Raw genomic sequence first — 21,018 nt, 5'->3', positions numbered from 1 at the left:
TGCCCTGCGGCAACCGCTTGCAACAGTCGCAGGGTTTCAAAGAACGAGTGATTTGGGGAGCATCGCCCACGCCAGAACTCAGCGTATTTCACGTTGTAGATGCTCTATAGACCCCAAGGAAGGAGGTCCATCATGTCAACCGTTACCCATATCGATTTTATCCAGGCCAGGCTGCCAGCCTGGCTGAAAAGGGCCACACGGCCCCGCCAGGAACGCTTCAAGGTGCTGACCCGGCAATTGCAGCGCGACAGCGACGCCCTCAATGCTTTGCTAGGCGATCTGCCGGCGCCTTATGCCTTCACCCTCGACCGGCTCAAGGGGCAACCGCAGTTGCAGGGCTGGAGCCAGGTGAACGGCGGCGGCAGTGTGGCGGACGCGATAAAGCGCGCCAGGGTCCGGCGCGGCCCGTACGTCACCGATCCTTCGCTGTCGGTGATCGAAGCGGCCATGCGCAATTACCCTCCGGCCGATGCCGTCGCCGGCGGGGATTTCGACAGCCGGGGCGAGCTGTTCATCCAGGGGCGGCGGGGCGAGTTCCAGCAAGGGGATACGCCATCGAACACCGCGCCACTGGGCATGACCCCGGCCAGTTTCGCCAGCCTTTGCCGGCAGCTGGACATCGGCGGCGCCTACCGGCAGATACTTGAACGCAAGCTGCCGCGCATCACCGGCGAAGTGCCAGGGGTGGCGAAGGCCTACATCGCCTACGCACGCAGCCAACTGCTCCACGATGCCTACGAGGCCAAGCTGGAAGGACGCCTGGACACTACGGGCGAACGGTTGCTGGCCTACGCCGGTGTCCATCTCGAAGAGCAGCCGGTGGCGCCCTTGGCCTGCGAGGTCAAGGCTCTGGAGCTGCTGGGTGCGCCATTGTTTGGCGCTCGGGTGTACTGGGGGCTGGCGGGGGACGCCAACGGCGTTCGTCCGATTGTCCTGCACATGCCCCACGATGCCGTTACCCCGCTCAAACAGTTCCCGAGTTTGCAAGCGCTGTCGGCGGAGTTGACCGAGCGGGTCCGCAAGCGCAGTTACCGCCAGAGCCTGATGCGTTACCTGCCACTGCGTTTGCAGGCGAGCCTCGGGCCGGCCCTGCACGATCAAGTGGAGTGGAAGGTCGTCGACAACCTCAATCTGTTTCAGGAGATTCATGCCCGCATCACGGGGTGGCGCGAAGGCGAGCGGGGCGAGGACGACAATCATCGGCGCATCCGGATCCCCACGCCGAAAGTGGCCTGGGGCCTGAATGAAGTTCGCGAGAACCACTGGCACGCCGCCTATCACGAGTGGCGCGGGCACACCCTGGGCAACGCTTCGGCGTTGATGGTCCCGACCCGGGACCAGGACTGGCGGGCGCTGTTGGCTCGTCTCGAATACTGGGAGGGGCTCGTTGAGCGGTCGCTGATGCTCGCCGCAACCTTTTTTCCATTCTGCGCACCTATCGGAATGGTCGCAGCGGCGGTGGGTGGCGTGCGGCTGGTGTACGAAATCTTCGAAGGCGTCCAGGCCTTCAACGAGGGCCACGCGCAGGAAGGCATCGAGCATATTTTCAACGTGCTGTTCGGGATCGCACAGGGTGCCTACCTGGGCTTCATCGGCGGGGCCGTCGAGCCGATGCGGGTGGCTGACGGCACCACCCGCCTGTGGAATGGCGACGTGCGCCCCTTCGAAGCGCAGCGCTTGCCACCGCTGGAGGCCGAGCAGGATGCCTGGGGCGTCTGGCGCACCCCGGACGAGGCCTGGGTGCGCATCGACGATCGCTACTTCGAGGTGCAGGGTACCCAGGATAACCTCAGCCTGCGCCTGCCGTCCGCGCATCGGGGCGTGACACCGCCGCTGGAGTGGAGCCGCGGCCGTGGCTGGCAGTGGGCCCATCGCAACCCGATGCAGCGCGACAACCTGACGCTGCTGCGCAACTTTACCCAGACGCCGGCCGATCTGGACAATACGACAATCCTCGCGGTGCAACGTCGGGTCGGCGTCAGCGAGTCGCATCTGCGCTACCTGCAAGTCGAGGCGCGACCGATGCCGGCGATATTGGCCGACGCCCTGGATGAGGCGCGGAATTGGCAATGGGTACGCCACACTATCGAGCGCCTGCGTCGGGGTGAAGCACCCCAGGGCAAGCATTTTCGCATCGTCCAGACGCTGGCGGAGCTGCCGGGCTGGCCGCGTAACACGACGCTGCGTTATCACGATGGTGTCACGCTTTACCCCGTGGGCAGCATCAGCGACACACGATTTATCCTGCTGAGCAAAATGGACCTTGCCAGCGACGCGTGGGCCGCGCGGATCCTGGATGGCTTGAGTGTCAGTGAACAAAGCGCGCTGCTGGGACAGAACAGTCTCGGGTTACCGCCGCTGGAGCGCAGTCGCCTGTTGGCCGGGCGCTGGGCGGCGCGTCTGGAGCAAAGTGCCCAACGGGTGACGCTGGCGATGGTCAGGTCTGTCGAGCTCGATCCCTTGGCGGTGCCCCTGGCCCGAGCGTTCCCGGGCCTGCCGGAGTCCATCGCCAACGAGCTGGTCCACGACGTGGCCGGCAATGATCGACTGCGCCTGCTGGAGGGTCGTGTCCCTGAAAACCTCGGCATCCAGTGCGCCGAAGCCTTGCGTGAGCTGCGCCTGAGTCGGGCCTTGCGAGCGCTGGAGCGCGGCGACAGTACGCTTGATCGGGATCGCATCGTCATCAGCCTGCTCGCCAAGGCGCCTGGGTTGAAGGGCCGCGTGCATCTGCGCCTGTGGTTGCGCGAGCTGCCGGGCCCGCTCGAGTTGGGGGACTCCGGGCCGTTGAAAGTGATCCGTCAGGAAGGCGACCTGTATCGTCCCTTCGACGAAACCGGCGAAGAGCTGGCGAGTGCCTTGAGCCTGGAGGAGGCCCTGTTGAGAGCCATGCCGGACGATGCCCGCCGCGCATTGGGCTTGAACATCTGGGAGGCGGCCAGACTCCGCAGTCAGCTGTTGGCTCAGGCACTGGACGACCGCCAGGCCCTTCGCCCCTATCTGTTGATGCGCCGCCTGGGCAGCGCTGGTTCCGAACCGCAGTGGTTAAACGGACGCCTGGTCTATCCCCTCAGCGGCCGCGGTCGGCTCGGGCTGCAGGAATGGATCGGCAGCTTGAATCAGCGTCTTGAGCGGCTTTATCCCGCGCACGCGGCGGATGGCCTCGAACGACTAAGGTCAGGTCTGGCCGACCAGGCTGAAGTCCTGGGCATCAGCGCCAGCGAACTGGTCGGTCGCCTGGAAAGCGACTGGGCCACCCTGGACGAAGAGCTGCGCCAGTGGGCGGATGATGAAGGCTTCCATCACCCGGTCGAGCAGGCCCTGGACCGCGAGACGCTGGTTGCACAACGTCGACTGATTGCCAGGAGAATTCGTCGTGCGTGGCAGCGCGCACCGGATCCGGGTCGGGAAGGCAGCGAGCTGGTGCTGCGAATAGAAAACGTCACCATAGGCCGGTTGCCGCCGATCAGTGTTCGTTTCGAGCATATCGAAGCGGTGATTCTGAGCAACGCGGGCCTGATGGAAGATCCTTCGGACTTCCTGCGAATGTTTCCCCTGATCGACGCACTGAATCTGCACGGCAATCAGCTCACCGCCATCCCGGCAGCGGTGGCTGAGTTGTCCGCACTGGTGGATCTGTCATTGGGACGCAATCCGCTGCATTTGAACGCGAATGTGTTCGCGCCATTGTCGGGCAGCGAAACGCCCGTTCCTTTATGGACCCTGAACCTGTCAGGCATCAGCAGCGGCGCGGAGGCGGGGACCAGAGCCGAGGTGCTTGCGGCCATCAACAGTCTGTCCTTGCTACCGACCCTGCGTGAGGTCGTATGGACCGACAACCTGAGTTTCACGGCCGAGCAGCTACAAGCCCTGACCACTGCGGTACCGGGCTTGCGAACCTTGAATCTGATGCGTTGTGGCCTGCGCCTGGATGAGGAGGGCAGTGCCTTCCTGCGCACGGCAACGGAGTTACGGGAGCTGCGCCTGAGCGAAAACAATTGCAGGGATTTGCCAGCGTTGCCCGAGCTTGCGAACCTGCTGGAGTTGGAACTGGCGAGGTCCAGGCTGGATCGGGTGCCGCCGCTGGTCCTGTCGGTGCTGGCCAGGCATTCCGAGCAGAGCTTCTCCGACATGTTCGTGGTCGATCTGCGGGAAAACCGGATCACCCGGATCGAGGACGACCTGCTTCCTGCTCTGGGTCGCTTGACCGATGACATGCTGGGGATCTGGCTCGACGACAATCCATTGCCCAGCGCGCAGATCATGTCGCTTCGCGATTTGATGGCCGACGCTTTCCGCTACAGCGTCGATGACTGGCTGTACATTTCTCCTCCCTTGCAAAGGGCGCTTGAGGTGGCCCGCGATGATCCCGCGATGCGCAGGTTCATCGACTGGTTCTCCTCCGGTATCCAGGCCGCGGACGGCCGTTCTCCGACCGGGCTGACGTACGCTGACCGTGAGAGAGCGGCGATCGTGATGCGGCAGTACGTCAACTATCGCGACGTTTACGCCCAGCTGCCGACGCAGTTGGGCGACTTCGACCAGCAACTGCAGCAACTGCGCGCACGTCTGCATGTTCGCAGTCTCGACAGGCAGCCGCCCGACCTGGTCGAGCTGGAAATGCATTTCCTGATGTTCGAGTCGGTGATGCACGCTCGCCTGGCCCGACATGGCGCGCCGTTCGCGACTTTTCTGAGCGCTCACCACACCCTTTGGGACCAGGCGCTGACGGGACGCTACCCCGACGTCGTGCAACGTCAGGGGTACATGACCCGCGACGCGTTCACCGACTGGCTCAGCGATGCCCAGGACAGCTTCAATAGCAACGACCAGGACCCGCGCATCGGCGAAATGACCTGGCGACCCTACCTGGGATTGATGTCCAGGGATTGGTCCGAAGGACTGGCGCGCTGGGAAACGGTCGATGACGATCTGGTGGATGCCTTCAGTGGTCCTGTGAATCCGTCGCGATGGCCCCAGGTCATGCTGGACAATCTGGCGCATCCGGACGCCGACTTGCCCAGTGCCTGGGAATCGATCATGGAGGACGGGCAAACTGTCTGGCGTCGGGTCAGGCTCGAAGCCGTGGCGGATGTGGACTGGACCTCGGGCCAGCCAGTGACCCTCACCGAAGACCAACTGCGCCGGACCATGGCCATCTATCGTTCGGTCAAGAGCCGGGAAGTCGAGGCGCTGGTGCGTCGGGTCACCACTGGCCTGGTCAATGCCTGGTGGCCGGTGCTGCCGCTTTGAATACCAGCGCTTTCAAACCGCATTGACTGTCGATGTCCGGGAATTCCGGTGGGTTGGCCAAGCGTTCCACGAAGGCCAGCCCCGGGGCCTCACGGGTCACGCCATCGATGAGAAAGTCCGGGCCGGTCGCCGGGTCATTGCTGCAGGCCAGGAGAATGCCCTGGGCCGTCAGCAATTCCGGCAGCCGACGCAGCACCCGCTGGTAATCCTTGGTCAGCAGGAAACTGCCTTTCTGGAAGGTCGGCGGATCGATGATCACCAGGTCGTAGGGACCGCTGTTGATCACTTTGCCCCAGGACTTGAACAGATCGTGCCCAAGGAAACTCACCTGGCTCAGGTCGTGGCCGTTGAGCCGATGATTGTCCCGGCCTCGGCTCAGGGCGGCGCGGGACATGTCCAGGTTGACCACGTGCCGTGCACCGCCGGCGATGGCAGCCACCGAGAAACCGCAGGTGTAGGCAAACAGATTCAGCACGCGTTTGCCTTCGGCGTTGGCGCGCACCCAGTCGCGGCCATAGCGCATATCCAGGAACAGGCCGTTGTTCTGCTTCTTGCCCAGGTCAATCCGGTAGCGCAGGCCACCTTCGGTCAGGGTCCATTCGTCGATGGGCTCGCCCACCAGCCATTGGGTGAGGCTCTGGGGCAGGTAGCGGTGTTGCACGGCGAGGGCATGGGCGCCGCTGTTTTTCCAGGCGGATGAAGCGCCGAGCGCGAGCAGTGTCGCGAGCAAATCATCCAATTGCGCCTGCTCCGGTTCCTTGAACAGCGACACCAGCACGATGCCTTGCAGCCAGTCGACGGTGATTTGCTCCAGCCCCGGCCAGCAGCGGCCACGCCCGTGAAACAAGCGGCGAGTCTCCTGCGGCGGGGACGCCAGGGCTGTGAGCAAATGAGTCTGCAGGGTCTGGAGCGCTTGAGGGTTCATCAGGTAAGGCCGGCGATTCGAAAGGCCGGCATTTTAACCACTGCCCGATCAGGTGCAATCCTGATGATCAGACGCGATCCCTGTGGCGAGGGGATTTATCCCCGTTGGGCCGCATAGCGGCCCCGAGAAGTGCAGCCACGCACCGACTCTGCCCCCCAACTCTAGCCACCACTGCTAGCCAAAATGCTCGCCACCTGCTGCGGCCGGCAGTTCAGATAGGCCGAGCGCTTGAGCCAGCCCGGGTCTGGATACCAGGAAAACATGAACTGGCCACCCTTCAGTCTGTCGATGACCTGGCGTGCCACCTGAGGACGCACGGCCGGGCAACCCTGGCTGCGCCCGATCCGGCCCTGGCGCGCGCTCCACAACGGATTCACGTAGTCAGCGGCATGGATCACGATGGCGCGGTCCCGGGCCTGGTCATTGAAACCCGGCTCCAGACCGTCCATGCGCAACGAATAGCCGTGGGTGCCCTGATAGCTTTCCTGGGTGCGGAACAGGCCCAGGCTGGACTGGTAGCTGCCCAGGCGATTGGAGAACTGGGTGGCGAAATTTTCCCCGGACTTCTGCCCGTGGGCCACCAGGTCACGCAACACCAGCTTCTTCTGGCGCAGGTCGAAGATCCATAGCCGGCGGGCCGTGGACGGTTGCGAGTAGTCGATGACCGCGAGGTGACGGGCCTGGGCCGCGCCGTTGGCGACTGCGCATTGCATCGCGCTCAGGGCACTTTTGAGCGCCTGGGGATTGAGTTCCGGCGCCGCGTGGGCGAGGCTGTTGTAGAGCTGAGAATTTGCCTTGTCAGCCAACGCCGGGCTGCACACCGCGCCCAGCCCGGTCATGACCAGGCAGAGTTGGCGCAAAGCCCTCAGTACGGATGAAAAATTCCCACGGTGGTGTTGGTTAGCGGCATCCCGTCCGGTGTAGTTCGTTTGCATGATGGCGGGTCGTACCTGTCGCAAAATTGCCCGTCAACGAGACGGCCATGGATTGGAGTAAAGCAGTTGTTCAAAAAGTCCGCATGTTACCTGAGCCTTTTATTGCTCACTGCGCCATTGGTCGCCACAGCCGAGGATGGCGACCCGGCGCTGGTGCAAACCACGCTGGGGCAATTGTCGGTCGCATGCCCGGAAGTCGCGGCGGGCGTCGACTTTCCGACGATGATCAACTTGCAGGCGTTCTATGAGCAAAACGCAGGCCAGGACATCTGGTCCGACGACGAACGACTCGCCGCATTAACAGCCCAGTTGCAGCAACTGGCCGATGACGGGTTGGATCCGAGGCGCTACCGCTTGCCGGTCGGAGGTGGCGGCCAATCCGCTCACTGCATCGACATCGCCATCAGCCAGCGCTACCTGCAAGCGTTGTACGAGCTGCGTTTCGGGTACCTGCCCCAGGACCGCCTGGAGCCGGTATGGAAGGCCAACCCACAACCTCGGGACCGTCAGGCCGAGGTCCTGGCGATTGCCGGGCCGGGTGTGCAAGACCTGGCGGCCGCCTTCGAGCAGGCCAGACCGCAACTGGCGTTGTATCGCAACTTACGCAGCCTCTATGCCAGCTTGCGGCAGCAACCGCTATCCGACTGGCAGCCGGTGCCGGGCGGGCCGCTGCTACAACCGGACAAACAGGACGCTCGCGTGCCGGCCCTGGCCCGGCGCCTGTTCGACGAAGGTTACTTGAGCGCAGCGCCGACGGACACCGACGAACATTACAGCCCGGTGCTGGTGGAGGCGATGAAGAGCTTCCAGCTCCAGCATTCGCTACAGGCCGATGGTGTGGTGGGGCCGTGGACGGTGACAGAGTTGAATGTCAGCCCCGCCACGCGCCGCGAGCAGTTGCGCATCAACCTGGAGCGCATGCGCTGGCTGGCCCAGGACCTGGAAGCCGACAGCGTCCTGGTCAACGTGGCTGCGGCCCAACTCACGGTCTACCAGGGCGGTGCGCCGGTCTGGCAAACCCGAACCCAGGTGGGACGCGCGCAGCGGCAGACGCCCTTGCTCAAATCCCAGGTCACGCGGCTGACTCTCAACCCGACGTGGACCATTCCTCCGACCATCATGCGTGAAGACAAACTGCCGGAGATCCGCCGTGATCCGGAGTTTCTCGCCCGGCAGAACCTGAGGATCCTCGACCGTGACGGCCTGCCGCTGACCGCTGCGGATGTCGATTGGGAGCATCCGGGTGACCTGATGTTGCGCCAGGATCCAGGGCCGAAGAACCCGTTGGGCAAAATGGCGATCCGCTTCCCCAACCCGTTTTCGGTGTACCTGCACGATACGCCGAGCCAGGCGTTGTTCAGCAAAGGCCCGCGGGCGTTCAGCTCAGGCTGCGTACGGATCGAACAGGTCATGCACTTGCGCGACCTGCTGGTGAGCCCGGCCGAGCGTGCGCGCACCGACACCTTGCTGGCCTCTGAATCGACTCATGAATTCAGGCTGGCCAAGCCGGTGCCGATCCTGCTCGGCTACTGGACCGTGCAGGCGGATGACCAGGGCCAGGCGGTGTATATCCCTGACATCTATGGGCGCGATGGCGCACTGTCCGCTGCCCGCGGGCGGGCGCTTTGAGGGATGGGTGGGAGCGCGCCTGCTCGCGAAAGCATTCGTACATTCGACACTCCTGCAAATTGGGCCACCGCAATCGCGAGCAGGCTCGCTCCCACATGGGTTCTGGTTGAAGCGGGTTCTGCGCTGGCCCGCACGGCTGCACTTTTATGAAGCCAGGGGCAGGGGATCGCACCAGAGGAAGGCAATTGTCGGTGCCTGGGGATCGCAGGCACGGGCGTTGTTGTGATCGACGTTTTCGCGAGCGGGCCCGCTCCCACAGGGTTTCGATGGTACTGAAGAGGCGGGCGACAAGAGGGTTGTGCCGGTTTGGCACGCTCACTGCAAGAGCCTGTGCAGGCCCGCCGTGAACGCAGTCGAGTGGGCACCCCGTCGGTCAACGAAGATCGAGCGCCAGAAGGCCGGGGAACAACGGTAGGTCAGGGCGCAGTCGCCGGATCGTTACCGCACAGAACAGGCAAAGACGCCTGGAACCGCAAGGTTTCAGGCGTCTTTTTTTTGCTTTCAAAAATCGTGATGGGCTTTTGTCGGGTGCTTTTATGAAATCCAACGTTGCTTCTCTGAACAAGCTGCAAACGCTGATCGTGATCGGCAATGGCATGGTCGGCCATCACTGTGTCGAACAATTGATCGAGCGCGGCGCCCTTGATCACTACCGCTTGCACGTGTTCAGCGAAGAGCCGATGCGTGCCTATGACCGCGTGCATTTGTCCGAGTATTTCTCCGGACGCGATGCCGAATCCCTGGCCCTGGGCGATGCGTCGTTGTACCAGACCCCAGGCGTCACCTTGCACCTGAGCGTACCAGTGCTGGAAATTGACCGGCAGGCCCGCCAGGTGGTCATCGAAGGTGATCGCATCGGCTACGACAAATTGGTGCTCGCCACGGGATCCTATCCCTTCGTGCCGCCGATCGAAGGCGCCGAGGGTGATTCGTGCCTGGTCTACCGCACCCTTGAAGACCTCGATGCTATCCGTGCTGCCGCCTGCCATGCGAGCCGTGGCGTGGTGGTCGGCGGCGGCCTGTTGGGCCTGGAGGCGGCCAACGCCCTCAAGTCCCTCGGCCTGGAAGCCCATGTGGTGGAATTTGCCCCGCGGCTGATGCCGGTACAATTGGACGTCCAGGGCGGCCTGGCGCTCAAGGCACGCATCGAGCAGCTCGGCGTCGGCGTGCACCTGTCCAAGGGCACCCAGTCCATCACCGCCGGCGAGGAGTACCGCTACCGGATGAATTTCGGTAACGACGACTTTCTTGAAACCGACCTCATCGTGTTCTCCGCCGGTATCCGCCCGCAGGATGCGCTGGCTCGCCAGTGTCATCTTCAGATCGGCCCGCGTGGTGGCGTGGTCATCGATGACCATTGCCAGACCAGCGATCCGGACATCTACGCCATCGGCGAGTGTGCTGCCTGGAACGGCAGTGTCTTCGGGCTGGTTGCACCGGGTTACCAGATGGCCCGCGACGTCGCGGCGCGCCTGTGTGGCGAGCCTGGCCAGGCGTTTACCGGCGCAGACATGTCCACCAAGCTCAAGTTGCTGGGTGTGGACGTCGGCTCCATCGGCGACGCCCACGGCAATACGCCGGGCTCGCGCAGCTTCCAGTTCATCGATGAAACCAGCGCCAGTTACCGGCGCCTGGTGGTGGACGCCGACGGCAAACGTGTGATCGGCGCCGTGCTGGTAGGCGACAACAGCTACTACGACACCTTGTTGCAGTACATGCAGAATGCGATTGCCCTGCCCAAGGACGCCGCCAGCCTGATCCTGCCGTCCTCCGAAGGTGCGCCGACCCTGGGCCCGGCAGCGCTGCCGGCCGCCGCTACCATCTGCTCCTGCCACAACGTCACCAAGGGCTCGATCTGCTCGGCCATCGATAGCGGCTGCACCGATCTGGGCCAGCTCAAGTGCGATACCAAGGCCGGCACCGGTTGCGGCGGGTGTGCGGCGCTGGTCAAGCAGGTGTTCGAGCACGAATTGAGTGCCCGTGGCGTCACCGTCGATAAAAGCCTGTGCGAACACTTCGCTTACACCCGCCAGGAGTTGTACGCCCTGGTCCGAGTGGAAGGCATCATCAGTTTTGAGGAACTGCTGGCCAAGCACGGCCGCGGACACACCGGCTGCGATTTGTGCAAACCGGCGGTGGGCTCGATCCTGGCGTCGTGCTGGAACCAGCCGATCATGGACCCGTCCCTGGTGCCGTTGCAGGACACCAACGATACGTTCATGGCGAACATGCAGAAAAACGGCACCTATTCGGTGGTGCCGCGTATCGCTGGCGGGGAAATCACTGCCGAAAAGCTGATCGCCATCGGCGTGGTCGCGAAGAAATACGACCTGTACACCAAGATCACCGGCGGCCAACGCATCGACCTGTTCGGCGCCCAGTTGCATCAGTTGCCGGATATCTGGTCCGAGCTGATCGAGGCCGGGTTCGAAACGGGGCACGCCTATGGCAAGTCCACCCGTACCGTGAAGTCCTGCGTGGGCAGCACCTGGTGCCGTTATGGCGTGCAGGACAGTGTGCAAATGGCGCTGACCCTCGAGGATCGCTACAAGGGCCTGCGTTCTCCGCACAAGCTCAAGTTCGCGGTGTCCGGTTGCACCCGTGAATGCGCCGAGGCCCAGAGCAAGGACGTCGGCGTGATCGCGACCGAGAAGGGTTGGAACCTCTATATCGCCGGCAACGGCGGCATGCGTCCGCGTCACGCCGAGCTGTTCGCCACCGACCTGGATGACCAAACCCTGATCCGCTACATCGACCGCTTCCTGATGTTCTACATCCGCACCGCCGACAAGTTGCAGCGTACCTCGGTCTGGCGCGAAAGCCTGGAAGGCGGCCTGGATTACCTCAAGCAAGTGATCATCGACGACAGCCTGGGCCTGGCAGCCGAACTCGAAGCCCAGATGCAGCTGGTGGTCGATCGCTACGAATGTGAGTGGGCCAACGCCCTCAAGGATCCGGAAAAGCTCAAGCGTTTCCGTACCTTCGTCAACGACGGGCGTGGCGATCCCGATGTTTATTTCGTCCGTGAGCGCGGCCAGCGTCGGCCGGTACACGCCGGCGAACTCCACCTGATTCCCGTTACCGAGGAGGTGCTCTGATGAGCCAGTCAAACGTCGTTCGCATGCCCATCCGCGATGCTGCCCGGCAGCCGATCCAGTGGCGTGCCCTGTGCAGTCGGGAGGACCTGGTTCCCAACTCCGGTGTGGTCGCCTGGCACGACGGCAGCCAGGTCGCGCTGCTGTATCTGCCCGAGCAAGAGGACAAGCCGCTGTACGCCATCGACAACCGCGACCCCAAGTCCGGCGCGAACGTGATCGGGCGTGGCCTGTTGGGCAGTATCAAGGGTGAGCTGGTAATTGCCTCGCCGATGTACAAGCAGCATTTTCGCCTCGAAGACGGCCATTGCCTGGAATATCCGGAGCAGAGCCTGCGGACCTGGCCGGTGCGGTTGAATGGGGATGTGGTTGAAATCGGCGAAGACTGATGCTTGCGCGACCGGCTTTTGTGGCGAGGGAGCTTGCTCCCGCTGGGCTGCGAAGCGGCCCCAAAACCCTGCGGGCGCTGCGCACTGGTGCGCCAACTCGGCCGAGCGGGACAAGCTCCCTCGCCACAGGAATCACGTGTGTGCTGTTGTTCTGTTAACTGAAGCTGGGGATTAGCAATGAAAACCGCCGCGCAACTGGTGAAACTCAAAAGTGTGCAGAACCAGCAGGTCCACAGCATCGGTCCGCAGCAGACGGTGCTGGAAGCCTTGCAGATCATGGCCGAGAAAAATGTCGGCGCGCTGCCGGTGATCGAAGATGGCCAAGTGGTAGGGGTGTTCAGCGAGCGCGATTACGCACGCAAAATGGTCTTGCACGGACGCTCTTCGATAGGTACGCCAGTACGCACGATCATGAACACGCCGGTGATCACCGCCGACAGCCAGCAGAGTATCGAGCGCTGCATGGAAGTCATGACCGACAGTCACCTGCGGCATCTGCCGGTGCTGGATAACGGGCAACTGATCGGACTGTTGTCCATCGGCGACCTGGTGAAACAGGCCATCGTCGAACAGGCCGACCTGATTCGTCAGCTTGAGCATTACATTCGCGGACATTGATCTGTGCATATCACCCAATACTGAGTGCGCTTCCCCTGTGGCGAGGGAGCTTGCTCCCGCTGGGCTGCGAAGCAGACCCCCTCGCAATCATCGTTCAACCCTTAAAAGAACCGCATCACACCAATACCCTGGAACTGCTCTCATGTATTAATTAGAATCACTCTCATTAAAGACCTTGCGCAGGCTTCCAGACATGAGTGATGCAGTGACGCCAACGGAGCACTCCCTCGATGCGTTGTACCGTGACCACGGTGGTTGGCTGGAAGGTTGGTTGCGTCGACGCATGGGTAACGCCTGGGATGCCGCGGATCTGCGCCAGGATACGTTCCTGCGCGTGCTCGCCAGTTCCCAGACCCTGGCCGACTTGCAGGAACCGCGGGCCTACCTACTGACCATCGGCAAGCGCCTGCTGAGCAACTTCTACACCCGGCGCAACCTGGAGCAGGCCTATCTCGATGCCCTGGCGAGCCTGCCCGAGGCGTGCATGCCGTCGCCCGAGCAGCGTTGGTTGTTGCTGGAAACCCTGCACGCACTGGACGAACTTCTCGACGGCCTGCCACCCTTGGTGCGGCGGGCCTTTTTGTGGAGTCAGCTCGAGGGCCTGGGGTATCGCGAGATCGGTGAGCGCATGCAGCTCAGCGAACGCACCATCAAGCGCTACATGGCTCAGGCCTACGAGCATTGTCTCTTGGTGGACCTATGAGCCGCCCGGCACCCACCCCGGAAGCCCGCGACACGGCCAGGGCCGCGGCGCGTTGGTTGATCCTGATGGAGTCCGGCGGCGATGAGTTCGACCCGGCGGCCTTACAGCATTGGCGCGACAGTCATGCGCACCACGAGGCTGCCTGGCAAAAGGCCCAGCAGCTGCGCCAACGATTCGTCGGCATTCCCGCCTCGTTGGGCATGGCGACGCTGGATCGCCCGGCGCTGGCGCGGCGTACGGTGCTCAAGCGTGCCCTGGGCGCCGCCGCGTTGGTGCCGACCGCCTGGTTCCTGGGCCGAGAGTTGCCGTTGCAAGTCTGGCGCGCCGACCTGCACACCGCCACCGGTGAACAACGGCGGTGGACGTTGCCCGACGGCAGTGCGGTGCAACTCAACACCGACAGTGCATTGAACCTGGACCTCAAGGCCCGGCGTCTGGTGCTGGTGCAAGGAGAGATGGCCCTCAACGTCGACGGCGCCGCGCCGCTGTCCATTCAAATGCCTTACGGGCTGGTCACGGTCAGCCGTGGCGAGGTCTGTCTGCGCCTGGGTGACCGGAGTTGCCGAATATCGGTGATCAGCGGCTCGGCGCAACTGCAACCCTTGCGCGGGCCCTTGCTGGGACTCGAGGTGGGCCAACAGGTCAGTGTACAGACCACGGGCGCGGGTGCGCTTGCCCGCTTCGATGTCGCGCAGTTGGGCTGGCGGGACGGCGTGCTTGTGGCGCACGACCAACCGCTGGGGACTTTCCTGCGGGAATTGGGTCGTTATCGCAGGGGCGTGCTGCGCTGGGATGATGCCTTGGAGCCCTTGCGCGTCACAGGCAGTTTTCGACTGGCAAACACCGATCGCATCCTCGCGCTGCTGTCGGCCAGTCTGCCGGTGGAGGTGCACATGCGCACCCCGTACTGGGTCACCCTGACTCTTCGCAAAAATGTCGCCTGAGTGTTGTCCCTTTTTTTCGTCTCGCCGGTCATTCAAGGCAACTGCACTAAAACGAGAGCGCCTTTCAATGTCCGCAGCAATACCTTTGCGTTTTCGCCCAGCCCTGGCCGGCTGGCGTCCGCTGTTGAACCTGAGTCTTGCAATGGGGCTGAGTGCCAGCCTGTTGTTCATTCCCACCAGCCAGGCCGAAGAGTCCGCCCGGCGCAGCTATCAGGTGCCGGCCGGGAACCTTGGCGCGGCGTTGACCCGATTTGCCGGGCTGGCGGGCGTCAACCTGTCGGTGGACCCGGCGCTGGTGAGCGGTCGCAACAGCGCCGGATTGTCGGGGGAGTATGGCGTAGAGGAGGGCTTTGCCCAGTTGTTGCAGGGTTCCGGCCTGCAATTGCAAGCCGTGGGGGAGCAGGCGTACATCCTGACCCCGGTACCGGAGCGCGGCAGCCTGCAATTGGCACCCACCTCGATTGTCGGCGCCACCGACTCGGCGGACACTGAAGCGTACGCCGGCGGCCAGGTTGCCCGTCGTGGTTCGCAAGGCCTGCTCGGCTCACGGGATTTCATGGAAACGCCGTTCAGCATGACCACCTACACCCGTGAAACGGTCAAGAATCAACAGGCGCGGACCCTGGGTGATCTGATTGCCAGCGATCCTTCGGTGCGCGCCACCAACCCGGCGGGCGGGCGTTATGAGCAGTTCACCATCCGTGGTTTCAGCCTGTTCAACAGTGATGTCGCCTACAACGGTCTCTACGGCATCCTGCCGACCTATACGATCGACATGGAGATGGCCGAGCGCGTCGACATCCTCAAGGGACCGACCCAGCTCATCAACGGCATCTCGCCACGGGGCAGCGTTGGCGGCGGGATCAACGTGGTGCCCAAGCGCGCCACCGACAAGCCCATCACGTCGTTCACCGGTAGCTATGCCTCGAACAACCAGCTGGGTGGCGCGGTGGATGTGGGCCGGCGCTTTGGCGAAGGGGATCAATTTGGTATCCGTTTCAACGGCGTGAAGCAATCCGGAGACACCGAGTGGGATCATCAGAGCGTGGACCGTGACATGGCGGTGCTGGGCCTGGATTTTCGCGGTGAACGGCTGCGGCTTTCGACCGACATCGGCCACACCGAGCGCGACACCGACGCGCCCCAGGAGCGGGTGCAGGTAGGGGCCAACGCGCAAGTGCCCCACGCCAGCGACGTGCGCCGCAACTACGCCCAGGCCTGGAGCAAGGCCCGGACCAAGGATACCTTCGGCACGTTCGATGCGGAGTTCGACGTCAGTGACTCGGTCATGCTCTACGGTGGCGTGGGGGCACGCAAAAGCGACCACGATTTCCTGCGGCATAACGTTTCGGTCACCAACAATGCCGGTGATTTTACCGTGCAGCCCCGTGACTTCACCCGCGAGGAAAATGTCCGCACGGCCACGGCCGGCGTGCGCAACTGGTTCCATACCGGCCCGGTGAGCCATGAGGTGAACCTGGCGGCCAGTTATTTCTACATGGATTTCGAGAACGGCGGGGCCCGTTATGCCAACGGTCGCAGCAACCTGTATGACCCGGTGCAGACGCCGACGCCAAGCAACCCGACGCGACAGGACGACAAGGTCTACACCGAGAACCGCTTCAGCGGCGTGGCGCTGTCTGACACCCTGGGGCTGTTCGAGGACCGGCTGTTGCTGACCCTCGGCGCGCGCTGGCAGCGGGTGAAGGTCGATGACTGGACCAACAATGTCAAAGGCGACACGGCCTACGATGAAGAAAAGGTTTCGCCGTCGGGCGGCATCCTGTTCAAGGCCACCGACAAGCTGTCGCTGTACGCCAACTACATGGAAGGCCTGAGCCAGGGCAAGATCGCGCCATCGACCTCGGTGAACGAAGACGAAATCTTCCCGCCGTTCATCAGCCGTCAGGTGGAGGTGGGGGCCAAGTATGATGCCGGTGCGTTCGCAGTGACTGGCGCAGTGTTCCGGATCAAGCAGCCGGCCTATGCGACCGACGCGACCACCCGGGTCTTCGGCCCGAACGGCAAGCGCGAGAACACCGGCGTGGAACTGAGCATGTTCGGCGAGCCGCTCAAGGGCACGCGCCTGCTGGGCGGCGTGATGTTCATTGACAGTGAGCTGACCGACACCACCGGCGGCGCCTTCGATGGCAACCGGGCGCCGGCCACGCCGAAATACAACGTCAACCTCGGCGCCGAATGGGACGTACCCAACTTGCAAGGTGTAACCCTGACCAGCCGAGGCATTTATTCCAGCTCGCAATACCTGGATCAATCCAACGACAAGGAAATCGATTCCTGGGTGCGCCTGGATGTGGGGGCACGCTACGCCTTCAAGGTCGACGAAAAGACCGTCACCCTGCGGGCCAATGTCGAGAACGTTGCGGACAAGCGCTACTGGAGTTCAGCTGGCGCATCGGATGACAGCGAGCCGGGCCTGACATTGTCGACTCCGCGCACCTACCTGCTTTCAGCCACCGTCGACTTCTAGTCGCGAGGCTGCTCCAAGGACGGAGCTGCTTGAATTCAGATGTCGCGGAACAGGTCGTGGGCGTCCAGCAGGCGCCAGGCGATTTGCGGACGTTTTTCCAGCCCGCGCCGGATAGCGCCGGGGATCGACTGACGGATTTTGCGGCACAGGCCGGGTTGCTCCTGGAACTCGATGGCGATGCCGCGCATGGTTCGTACTTCGTTGTAGCCGGGCTCGATGCTCAGGCGAACACCCAGGTTTTCGTACAGGCGCTGCTGCAACCGTTGGAGTTCATCCAGGCTCTGGATGTTCTCCAGCCGTTCGAGCAAGCGTTTTTCTTCCTGACGATTCAGGCAAAGGATGCGCAGGTCGCTGCCCGGGGTCTGCAGCAACTCGTCACGCCGGCAGTCGCAGACACCGGGCGGGCAGGGGGGGCGGATCGGGATCGATGCGGTCATAGGCTCCACAAGTCTGCAACACAACGAAACCGGCGCTGAGCGGATCGCCGGCCCAGGCAATGTGATGCCTGGCCGCACGTCGGTCAACCCCGTCCGACGGCCAGCGGTCTGCCGCCGGTGCGGTCCGCTCGTCCGCTGATCCGACGATTCGATCAAATTTATGCTGGCAGACCGGTTCAATAAGGCAAGCGGGACGTGTGCCCGACAAACAAGAGGAGCCTCAATGCCAGTCAATCCCTCGACCTTGCCACTGTTGGAAGAGCTGCTGATGGCCCGCGGGCCGGGCGGGCAGGAAGATGAAGTGCGCACGCTTTGCCTGCGTGAACTCGAACCCCTCTGTGACCAGACCTGGATCGATCCGGCCGGCAACGTCATTGGCCTGATCAAGGGCTCAGGCAGCGCCGGAAAATCCACTGGCCCCGTCAGGGTCATGGCCCACCTTGATGAAATCGCCATGCTGGTCAAGCGCGTCGAGCCTGACGGTACATTGCGGGTCGTCGCGCTGGGCGGGGCCAACCCGGTGAATTTCGGCATGTGCCCGGTGGACATCCTGGGAGATCGGGATTTCATCCCCGGTGTGCTGTCGTTCGGCTCCATGCACAGCACGGATGAAACCCACCAGGGCGCGGACGTGCTGTCCGGGAATGTGCACTGGGAAGATGTCCATGTGATCACCCGCTGTTCAGCCGAACAACTGCACCAGCATGGCGTGCGGCCTGGAACGCGGGTGGTGTTGAGCCAGCACTGGCGCCGGCCGTTTCGGGTCAATGATGCCATTGCCGCACACTTCCTGGATGATCGCGCACCGATGGTCGCCACCTTGCAGGCCGCCGCATTGTTGGCCGAACGGCGGGCCGAACTGGAGGGTGACGTGTATTTCGTCTTTACCACCCAGGAAGAAGAGTCCAATGCCGGCGCCCTGTACGCAGCGGGACATCTGCCGGGCGAGGTGACCGTCGCCGTCGAGGTCGGGCCGGTCGTCCAGGAATACGGCACCCGGCTGTGCGTCGACCCGATCATCAACACCGGCGACCAGGACGGTTGCTACAGCCGCCAAATCGTCGACCAGTTGTACCGCGCCGGCCAGCGTTGCGGGCTGTCACCGCAATTCGCCCTGCTGGTGGACTTCGCCAGCGACGCCAGCGCCGTCATGGGCAGCGGGATATCGGCTCAAGGCGGATGCATTGCGATCCCGACCGAGAACACCCATGGGTATGAGCTGATCCTGGAAGGCAGCATCGAGGCCTGCGCCCAGACGCTGCTGGAGTTTCTGATCAATCGGGAAGGGGGCTGAGGGAGCGGATCGCTCCCCGCCGTCATCGCGAGCAAGTTCCCTGGCCACAAGGGCTTACAAGCCCAACTCGGAATCCCAGGATGATTATCCGGTCGGCGGCCCTGGGCCAGTGGAACTTGCGTTCCCTTCGCTTGACCGGCATGGCACAGCGATTCGGCGGTCTTGTGTCTTACCTATCCGGCGGCAACAGTCTTTCAAGTACATCCCGGGCGTCGTCGGCTGCGCCGTGGTCACCCATGACCAAGGCAACGGTAATCGCGCCATCGATCAGGACCAACAGTTGCCGGGCCAGTGCCTGCGGGTTCTGGACACTTTGTTCGAGGCACAGCCGGGTCACATAGTCGAGCAGCTTCTGTTTATGCAGCTTCGCCAGCTGGCGCACCGGATCCTGGGGATCTCCCGTCTCGCCGCTGGTATTGATAAACGCACAGCCGCGAAAACCTTCACTCTCGAACCAGCCCTTGAGCACGGTGAACAGGTTGAACAAGCGAGCCCTGGGCGTTGGCGCCTTGTCGACTTCGGTGCTGAACCAGTGCATCCAGCGTTCGTCCCGCCGCTGGAGAGCGGCCACGATCAACTCGTCCTTGTTGGCGAAGTAGCGATAGACACTTTTCCTGGAGACGCCGGCGGTCTTCACCAGAAGATCCATGCCCGTGGCGGCGATGCCACTCCGATAGATCAGTTTCTCGGCGACATCGAGGATGATGTCTCGGGTTTCATTACCAATGATCTCGTTCATGGGGCGGACAGTAGAACGATCATTCTTCTTGGTCAAGTCAATTTTCTCTTGATTCCCGGTTGCGTTCCTGTGGGCGCATGGCTCGCCCGCGATCCGACTCTTCGGGGCGCCATCGCGGGCAAGCCATGCGCTCACAGAATAGAAAAGTGCAAGTTGTCCAAAACCCGCCCGCCATGGTGTAAGCTCATTCGCTCTTCGGAATCGACCTACTGCGAGCCCTATGCCGTCGCTTTTCAAACGCTCCCTGCTGCCCAAGCTGCGCAGCTTTGCACTGACCCCCGAGGCGGTGACCATCCTCGATGGCGCTGCGGAATTTCGTCGTTGCCTGCTGGAGAAGATCGCCCAGGCCACCCAACGCATCTACATCGTCGCCCTGTACCTGCAACAGGATGAAGCGGGCCAGGAAATTCTAGACGCGCTGCACGCTGCCAAAGCCGCGCGTCCGGAGCTCGACGTGGTCGTGGTGGTGGACTGGCTGCGCGCCCAGCGCGGGCTGATTGGTGCCAAGAAGCAGCCGGGCAACTCGGCCTGGTACCAGGAGCAGACGCGCCTGCACGCCAGCGAAGTGCCGATCTACGGTGTGCCGGTGCAGACCCGCGAGCTGTTTGGCGTGCTGCATTTGAAAGGCTTCGTGATCGACGATTGCGTGCTGTACAGCGGCGCCAGCCTGAATAACGTCTACCTGCACAAGTTCGAGAAATACCGCTACGACCGCTACCACCTGCTGCAAAATGCCGCGCTGGCCGATTCCATGCAGCACCTGGTGCAACATGGCCTGGTCGCGTCCAAGGCCGTGCATCGCCTGGACCTGCCGAACCTGCCGACCACCCGCAGCCTGCGCAAGGACATCGGCGACCTGCGCAGTCGCCTCAAGTACGCGGCCTACGACACCACGGCCGGTAGCCTCGACAAGAGCGGCCTGTCGGTAAGCCCGTTGCTGGGCGTGGGCAAGAACAACCCGTTGAGCCGGGTGATCGGCGAATTGATCGCCAGCAGTCGCCAGCAACTGACCATCTGCACGCCGTATTTCAACCTGCCGTTGGCAGTGACCCGCGAGCTCAACCGCGCCCTGGCGCGGGGGGTGAAGATCGACATCATTGTCGGCGACAAGACCGCCAACGATTTCTTCATTCCACCGAGCGAGCCGTTCAAGATCATCGCCGCGCTACCCTACCTGTATGAGATCAGCCTGCGACGCTTCGCCAAGCGGCATCAGCGCTACATCGACAACGGCCAATTGAACCTGCACCTGTGGCGTGACGGCGACAACAGCTATCACCTCAAGGGCATGTGGGTCGACGAGCGCTACACCTTGCTGACCGGCAACAACCTCAATCCGCGAGCTTTCCGGCTCGACCTGGAAAACGCCCTGTTGCTGGACGATCCCAAGGGCGAGCTGCTGGAACCGCGTCGGACCGAGCTTGAGCAGATCTATCGTCATACGCGCCGGATCGAGCGTTACCTGGACCTGGAAACCCTGCCGGACTATCCCGCGGCCGTGGCCAAGTTTCTCAAACGGGTCAGCCGGGTCCGGATCGAGCGGTTGCTTTACCGGATCCTGTGAACACT

General features: G+C 63.0%; 14 protein-coding genes. 10 read left to right on the top strand and 4 right to left on the bottom strand.

Annotated elements, in window-relative coordinates:
• Positions 1-132 precede the first annotated feature (132 nt).
• The gene (locus ACLEJQ_RS03175; RefSeq protein WP_440792089.1) at positions 133-5,250 is read left to right on the top strand and encodes a dermonecrotic toxin domain-containing protein; all 5,118 of its coding nucleotides are present in this window, start codon (positions 133-135) and stop codon (positions 5,248-5,250) included.
• On the opposite strand, the gene ACLEJQ_RS03170 is transcribed toward ACLEJQ_RS03175, so the two are convergent.
• Positions 5,219-6,175 carry a class I SAM-dependent methyltransferase gene (locus ACLEJQ_RS03170; RefSeq protein WP_440792087.1) on the bottom strand — a complete coding sequence of 319 codons (957 nt, stop codon included), beginning with the start codon at positions 6,173-6,175 and terminating at the stop codon, positions 5,219-5,221. The two genes, ACLEJQ_RS03175 and ACLEJQ_RS03170, sit on opposite strands and share 32 nt — an antisense overlap.
• Positions 6,176-6,336: 161 nt before the next feature.
• Positions 6,337-7,014: a murein L,D-transpeptidase catalytic domain family protein gene (locus tag ACLEJQ_RS03165; protein ID WP_440792131.1), complete on the bottom strand. Its 678-nt coding sequence runs from the start codon at positions 7,012-7,014 to the stop codon at positions 6,337-6,339.
• 162 nt (positions 7,015-7,176) lie between these two features.
• Here ACLEJQ_RS03165 and ACLEJQ_RS03160 point away from each other — a divergent pair, with 162 nt between their 5' ends.
• The 7 genes from ACLEJQ_RS03160 (at position 7,177) to ACLEJQ_RS03130 (ending at position 16,979) form a co-directional block, all read left to right on the top strand.
• On the top strand, positions 7,177-8,739 hold the full coding sequence (locus ACLEJQ_RS03160; protein ID WP_440792085.1) for a L,D-transpeptidase family protein: 1,563 nt from the start codon (positions 7,177-7,179) through the stop codon (positions 8,737-8,739).
• 536 nt (positions 8,740-9,275) lie between these two features.
• Complete coding sequence (gene nirB, locus ACLEJQ_RS03155; protein WP_440792084.1) at positions 9,276-11,837, top strand: nitrite reductase large subunit NirB; 2,562 nt, start codon at positions 9,276-9,278, stop codon at positions 11,835-11,837.
• The gene (gene nirD, locus ACLEJQ_RS03150) at positions 11,837-12,223 is read left to right on the top strand and encodes a nitrite reductase small subunit NirD (RefSeq protein ID WP_440792083.1); all 387 of its coding nucleotides are present in this window, start codon (positions 11,837-11,839) and stop codon (positions 12,221-12,223) included. The genes nirB and nirD overlap by 1 nt, the downstream gene beginning before the upstream one ends.
• A 177-nt stretch (positions 12,224-12,400) precedes the next feature.
• Positions 12,401-12,841 (top strand): CBS domain-containing protein, encoded by a 441-nt coding sequence (locus ACLEJQ_RS03145; protein ID WP_440792081.1) that lies wholly within the window; start codon positions 12,401-12,403, stop codon positions 12,839-12,841.
• A 193-nt stretch (positions 12,842-13,034) separates the two neighbouring features.
• Positions 13,035-13,544, top strand: coding sequence for a sigma-70 family RNA polymerase sigma factor (locus ACLEJQ_RS03140; RefSeq protein ID WP_440792079.1), 510 nt, complete (start codon positions 13,035-13,037; stop codon positions 13,542-13,544).
• A complete protein-coding gene (locus ACLEJQ_RS03135; protein WP_440792077.1) occupies positions 13,541-14,488 on the top strand; it encodes a FecR family protein in 948 nt (315 codons plus the stop codon). The genes ACLEJQ_RS03140 and ACLEJQ_RS03135 overlap by 4 nt, the downstream gene beginning before the upstream one ends.
• Positions 14,489-14,555: 67 nt before the next feature.
• Entirely contained in the window at positions 14,556-16,979 is a 2,424-nt protein-coding gene (locus tag ACLEJQ_RS03130) for a TonB-dependent siderophore receptor (RefSeq protein WP_440792075.1), read from the top strand.
• A 35-nt stretch (positions 16,980-17,014) separates the two neighbouring features.
• Here ACLEJQ_RS03130 and ACLEJQ_RS03125 read toward each other — a convergent pair whose 3' ends face one another.
• Complete coding sequence (locus tag ACLEJQ_RS03125) at positions 17,015-17,416, bottom strand: hypothetical protein (RefSeq protein ID WP_440792074.1); 402 nt, start codon at positions 17,414-17,416, stop codon at positions 17,015-17,017.
• A gap of 223 nt (positions 17,417-17,639) precedes the next feature.
• Between ACLEJQ_RS03125 and ACLEJQ_RS03120 the strand changes: the two genes are divergently transcribed.
• Complete coding sequence (locus ACLEJQ_RS03120) at positions 17,640-18,710, top strand: M42 family peptidase (protein ID WP_440792072.1); 1,071 nt, start codon at positions 17,640-17,642, stop codon at positions 18,708-18,710.
• Positions 18,711-18,879: 169 nt separating this feature from the next.
• On the opposite strand, the gene ACLEJQ_RS03115 is transcribed toward ACLEJQ_RS03120, so the two are convergent.
• A complete protein-coding gene (locus tag ACLEJQ_RS03115) occupies positions 18,880-19,449 on the bottom strand; it encodes a TetR/AcrR family transcriptional regulator (protein ID WP_440792070.1) in 570 nt (189 codons plus the stop codon).
• 220 nt (positions 19,450-19,669) lie between these two features.
• Here ACLEJQ_RS03115 and pssA point away from each other — a divergent pair, with 220 nt between their 5' ends.
• Positions 19,670-21,013, top strand: coding sequence for a CDP-diacylglycerol--serine O-phosphatidyltransferase (pssA, locus tag ACLEJQ_RS03110; RefSeq protein ID WP_440792069.1), 1,344 nt, complete (start codon positions 19,670-19,672; stop codon positions 21,011-21,013).
• Positions 21,014-21,018: the final 5 nt, after the last annotated feature.

The sequence above is a fragment of the Pseudomonas sp. SMV71 genome (assembly GCF_052042015.1).
Lineage (GTDB): Bacteria > Pseudomonadota > Gammaproteobacteria > Pseudomonadales > Pseudomonadaceae > Aquipseudomonas.
This window is presented reverse-complemented; position numbering and strand designations above follow the sequence as displayed.

Excerpts from the sequence above, each read along its gene's own strand:
- ACLEJQ_RS03175 (WP_440792089.1), top strand. The coding sequence starts at position 133 with ATGTCAACCGTTACCCATATCGATTTTATCCAGGCCAGGCTGCCAGCC.
- ACLEJQ_RS03170 (WP_440792087.1), bottom strand. The coding sequence starts at position 6,175 with ATGAACCCTCAAGCGCTCCAGACCCTGCAGACTCATTTGCTCACAGCC.
- ACLEJQ_RS03165 (WP_440792131.1), bottom strand. The coding sequence starts at position 7,014 with ATGACCGGGCTGGGCGCGGTGTGCAGCCCGGCGTTGGCTGACAAGGCA.
- nirB (WP_440792084.1), top strand. The coding sequence starts at position 9,276 with ATGAAATCCAACGTTGCTTCTCTGAACAAGCTGCAAACGCTGATCGTG.
- nirD (WP_440792083.1), top strand. The coding sequence starts at position 11,837 with ATGAGCCAGTCAAACGTCGTTCGCATGCCCATCCGCGATGCTGCCCGG.
- ACLEJQ_RS03145 (WP_440792081.1), top strand. The coding sequence starts at position 12,401 with ATGAAAACCGCCGCGCAACTGGTGAAACTCAAAAGTGTGCAGAACCAG.
- ACLEJQ_RS03140 (WP_440792079.1), top strand. The coding sequence starts at position 13,035 with ATGAGTGATGCAGTGACGCCAACGGAGCACTCCCTCGATGCGTTGTAC.
- ACLEJQ_RS03135 (WP_440792077.1), top strand. The coding sequence starts at position 13,541 with ATGAGCCGCCCGGCACCCACCCCGGAAGCCCGCGACACGGCCAGGGCC.
- ACLEJQ_RS03130 (WP_440792075.1), top strand. The coding sequence starts at position 14,556 with ATGTCCGCAGCAATACCTTTGCGTTTTCGCCCAGCCCTGGCCGGCTGG.
- ACLEJQ_RS03125 (WP_440792074.1), bottom strand. The coding sequence starts at position 17,416 with ATGACCGCATCGATCCCGATCCGCCCCCCCTGCCCGCCCGGTGTCTGC.
- ACLEJQ_RS03120 (WP_440792072.1), top strand. The coding sequence starts at position 17,640 with ATGCCAGTCAATCCCTCGACCTTGCCACTGTTGGAAGAGCTGCTGATG.
- ACLEJQ_RS03115 (WP_440792070.1), bottom strand. The coding sequence starts at position 19,449 with ATGAACGAGATCATTGGTAATGAAACCCGAGACATCATCCTCGATGTC.
- pssA (WP_440792069.1), top strand. The coding sequence starts at position 19,670 with ATGCCGTCGCTTTTCAAACGCTCCCTGCTGCCCAAGCTGCGCAGCTTT.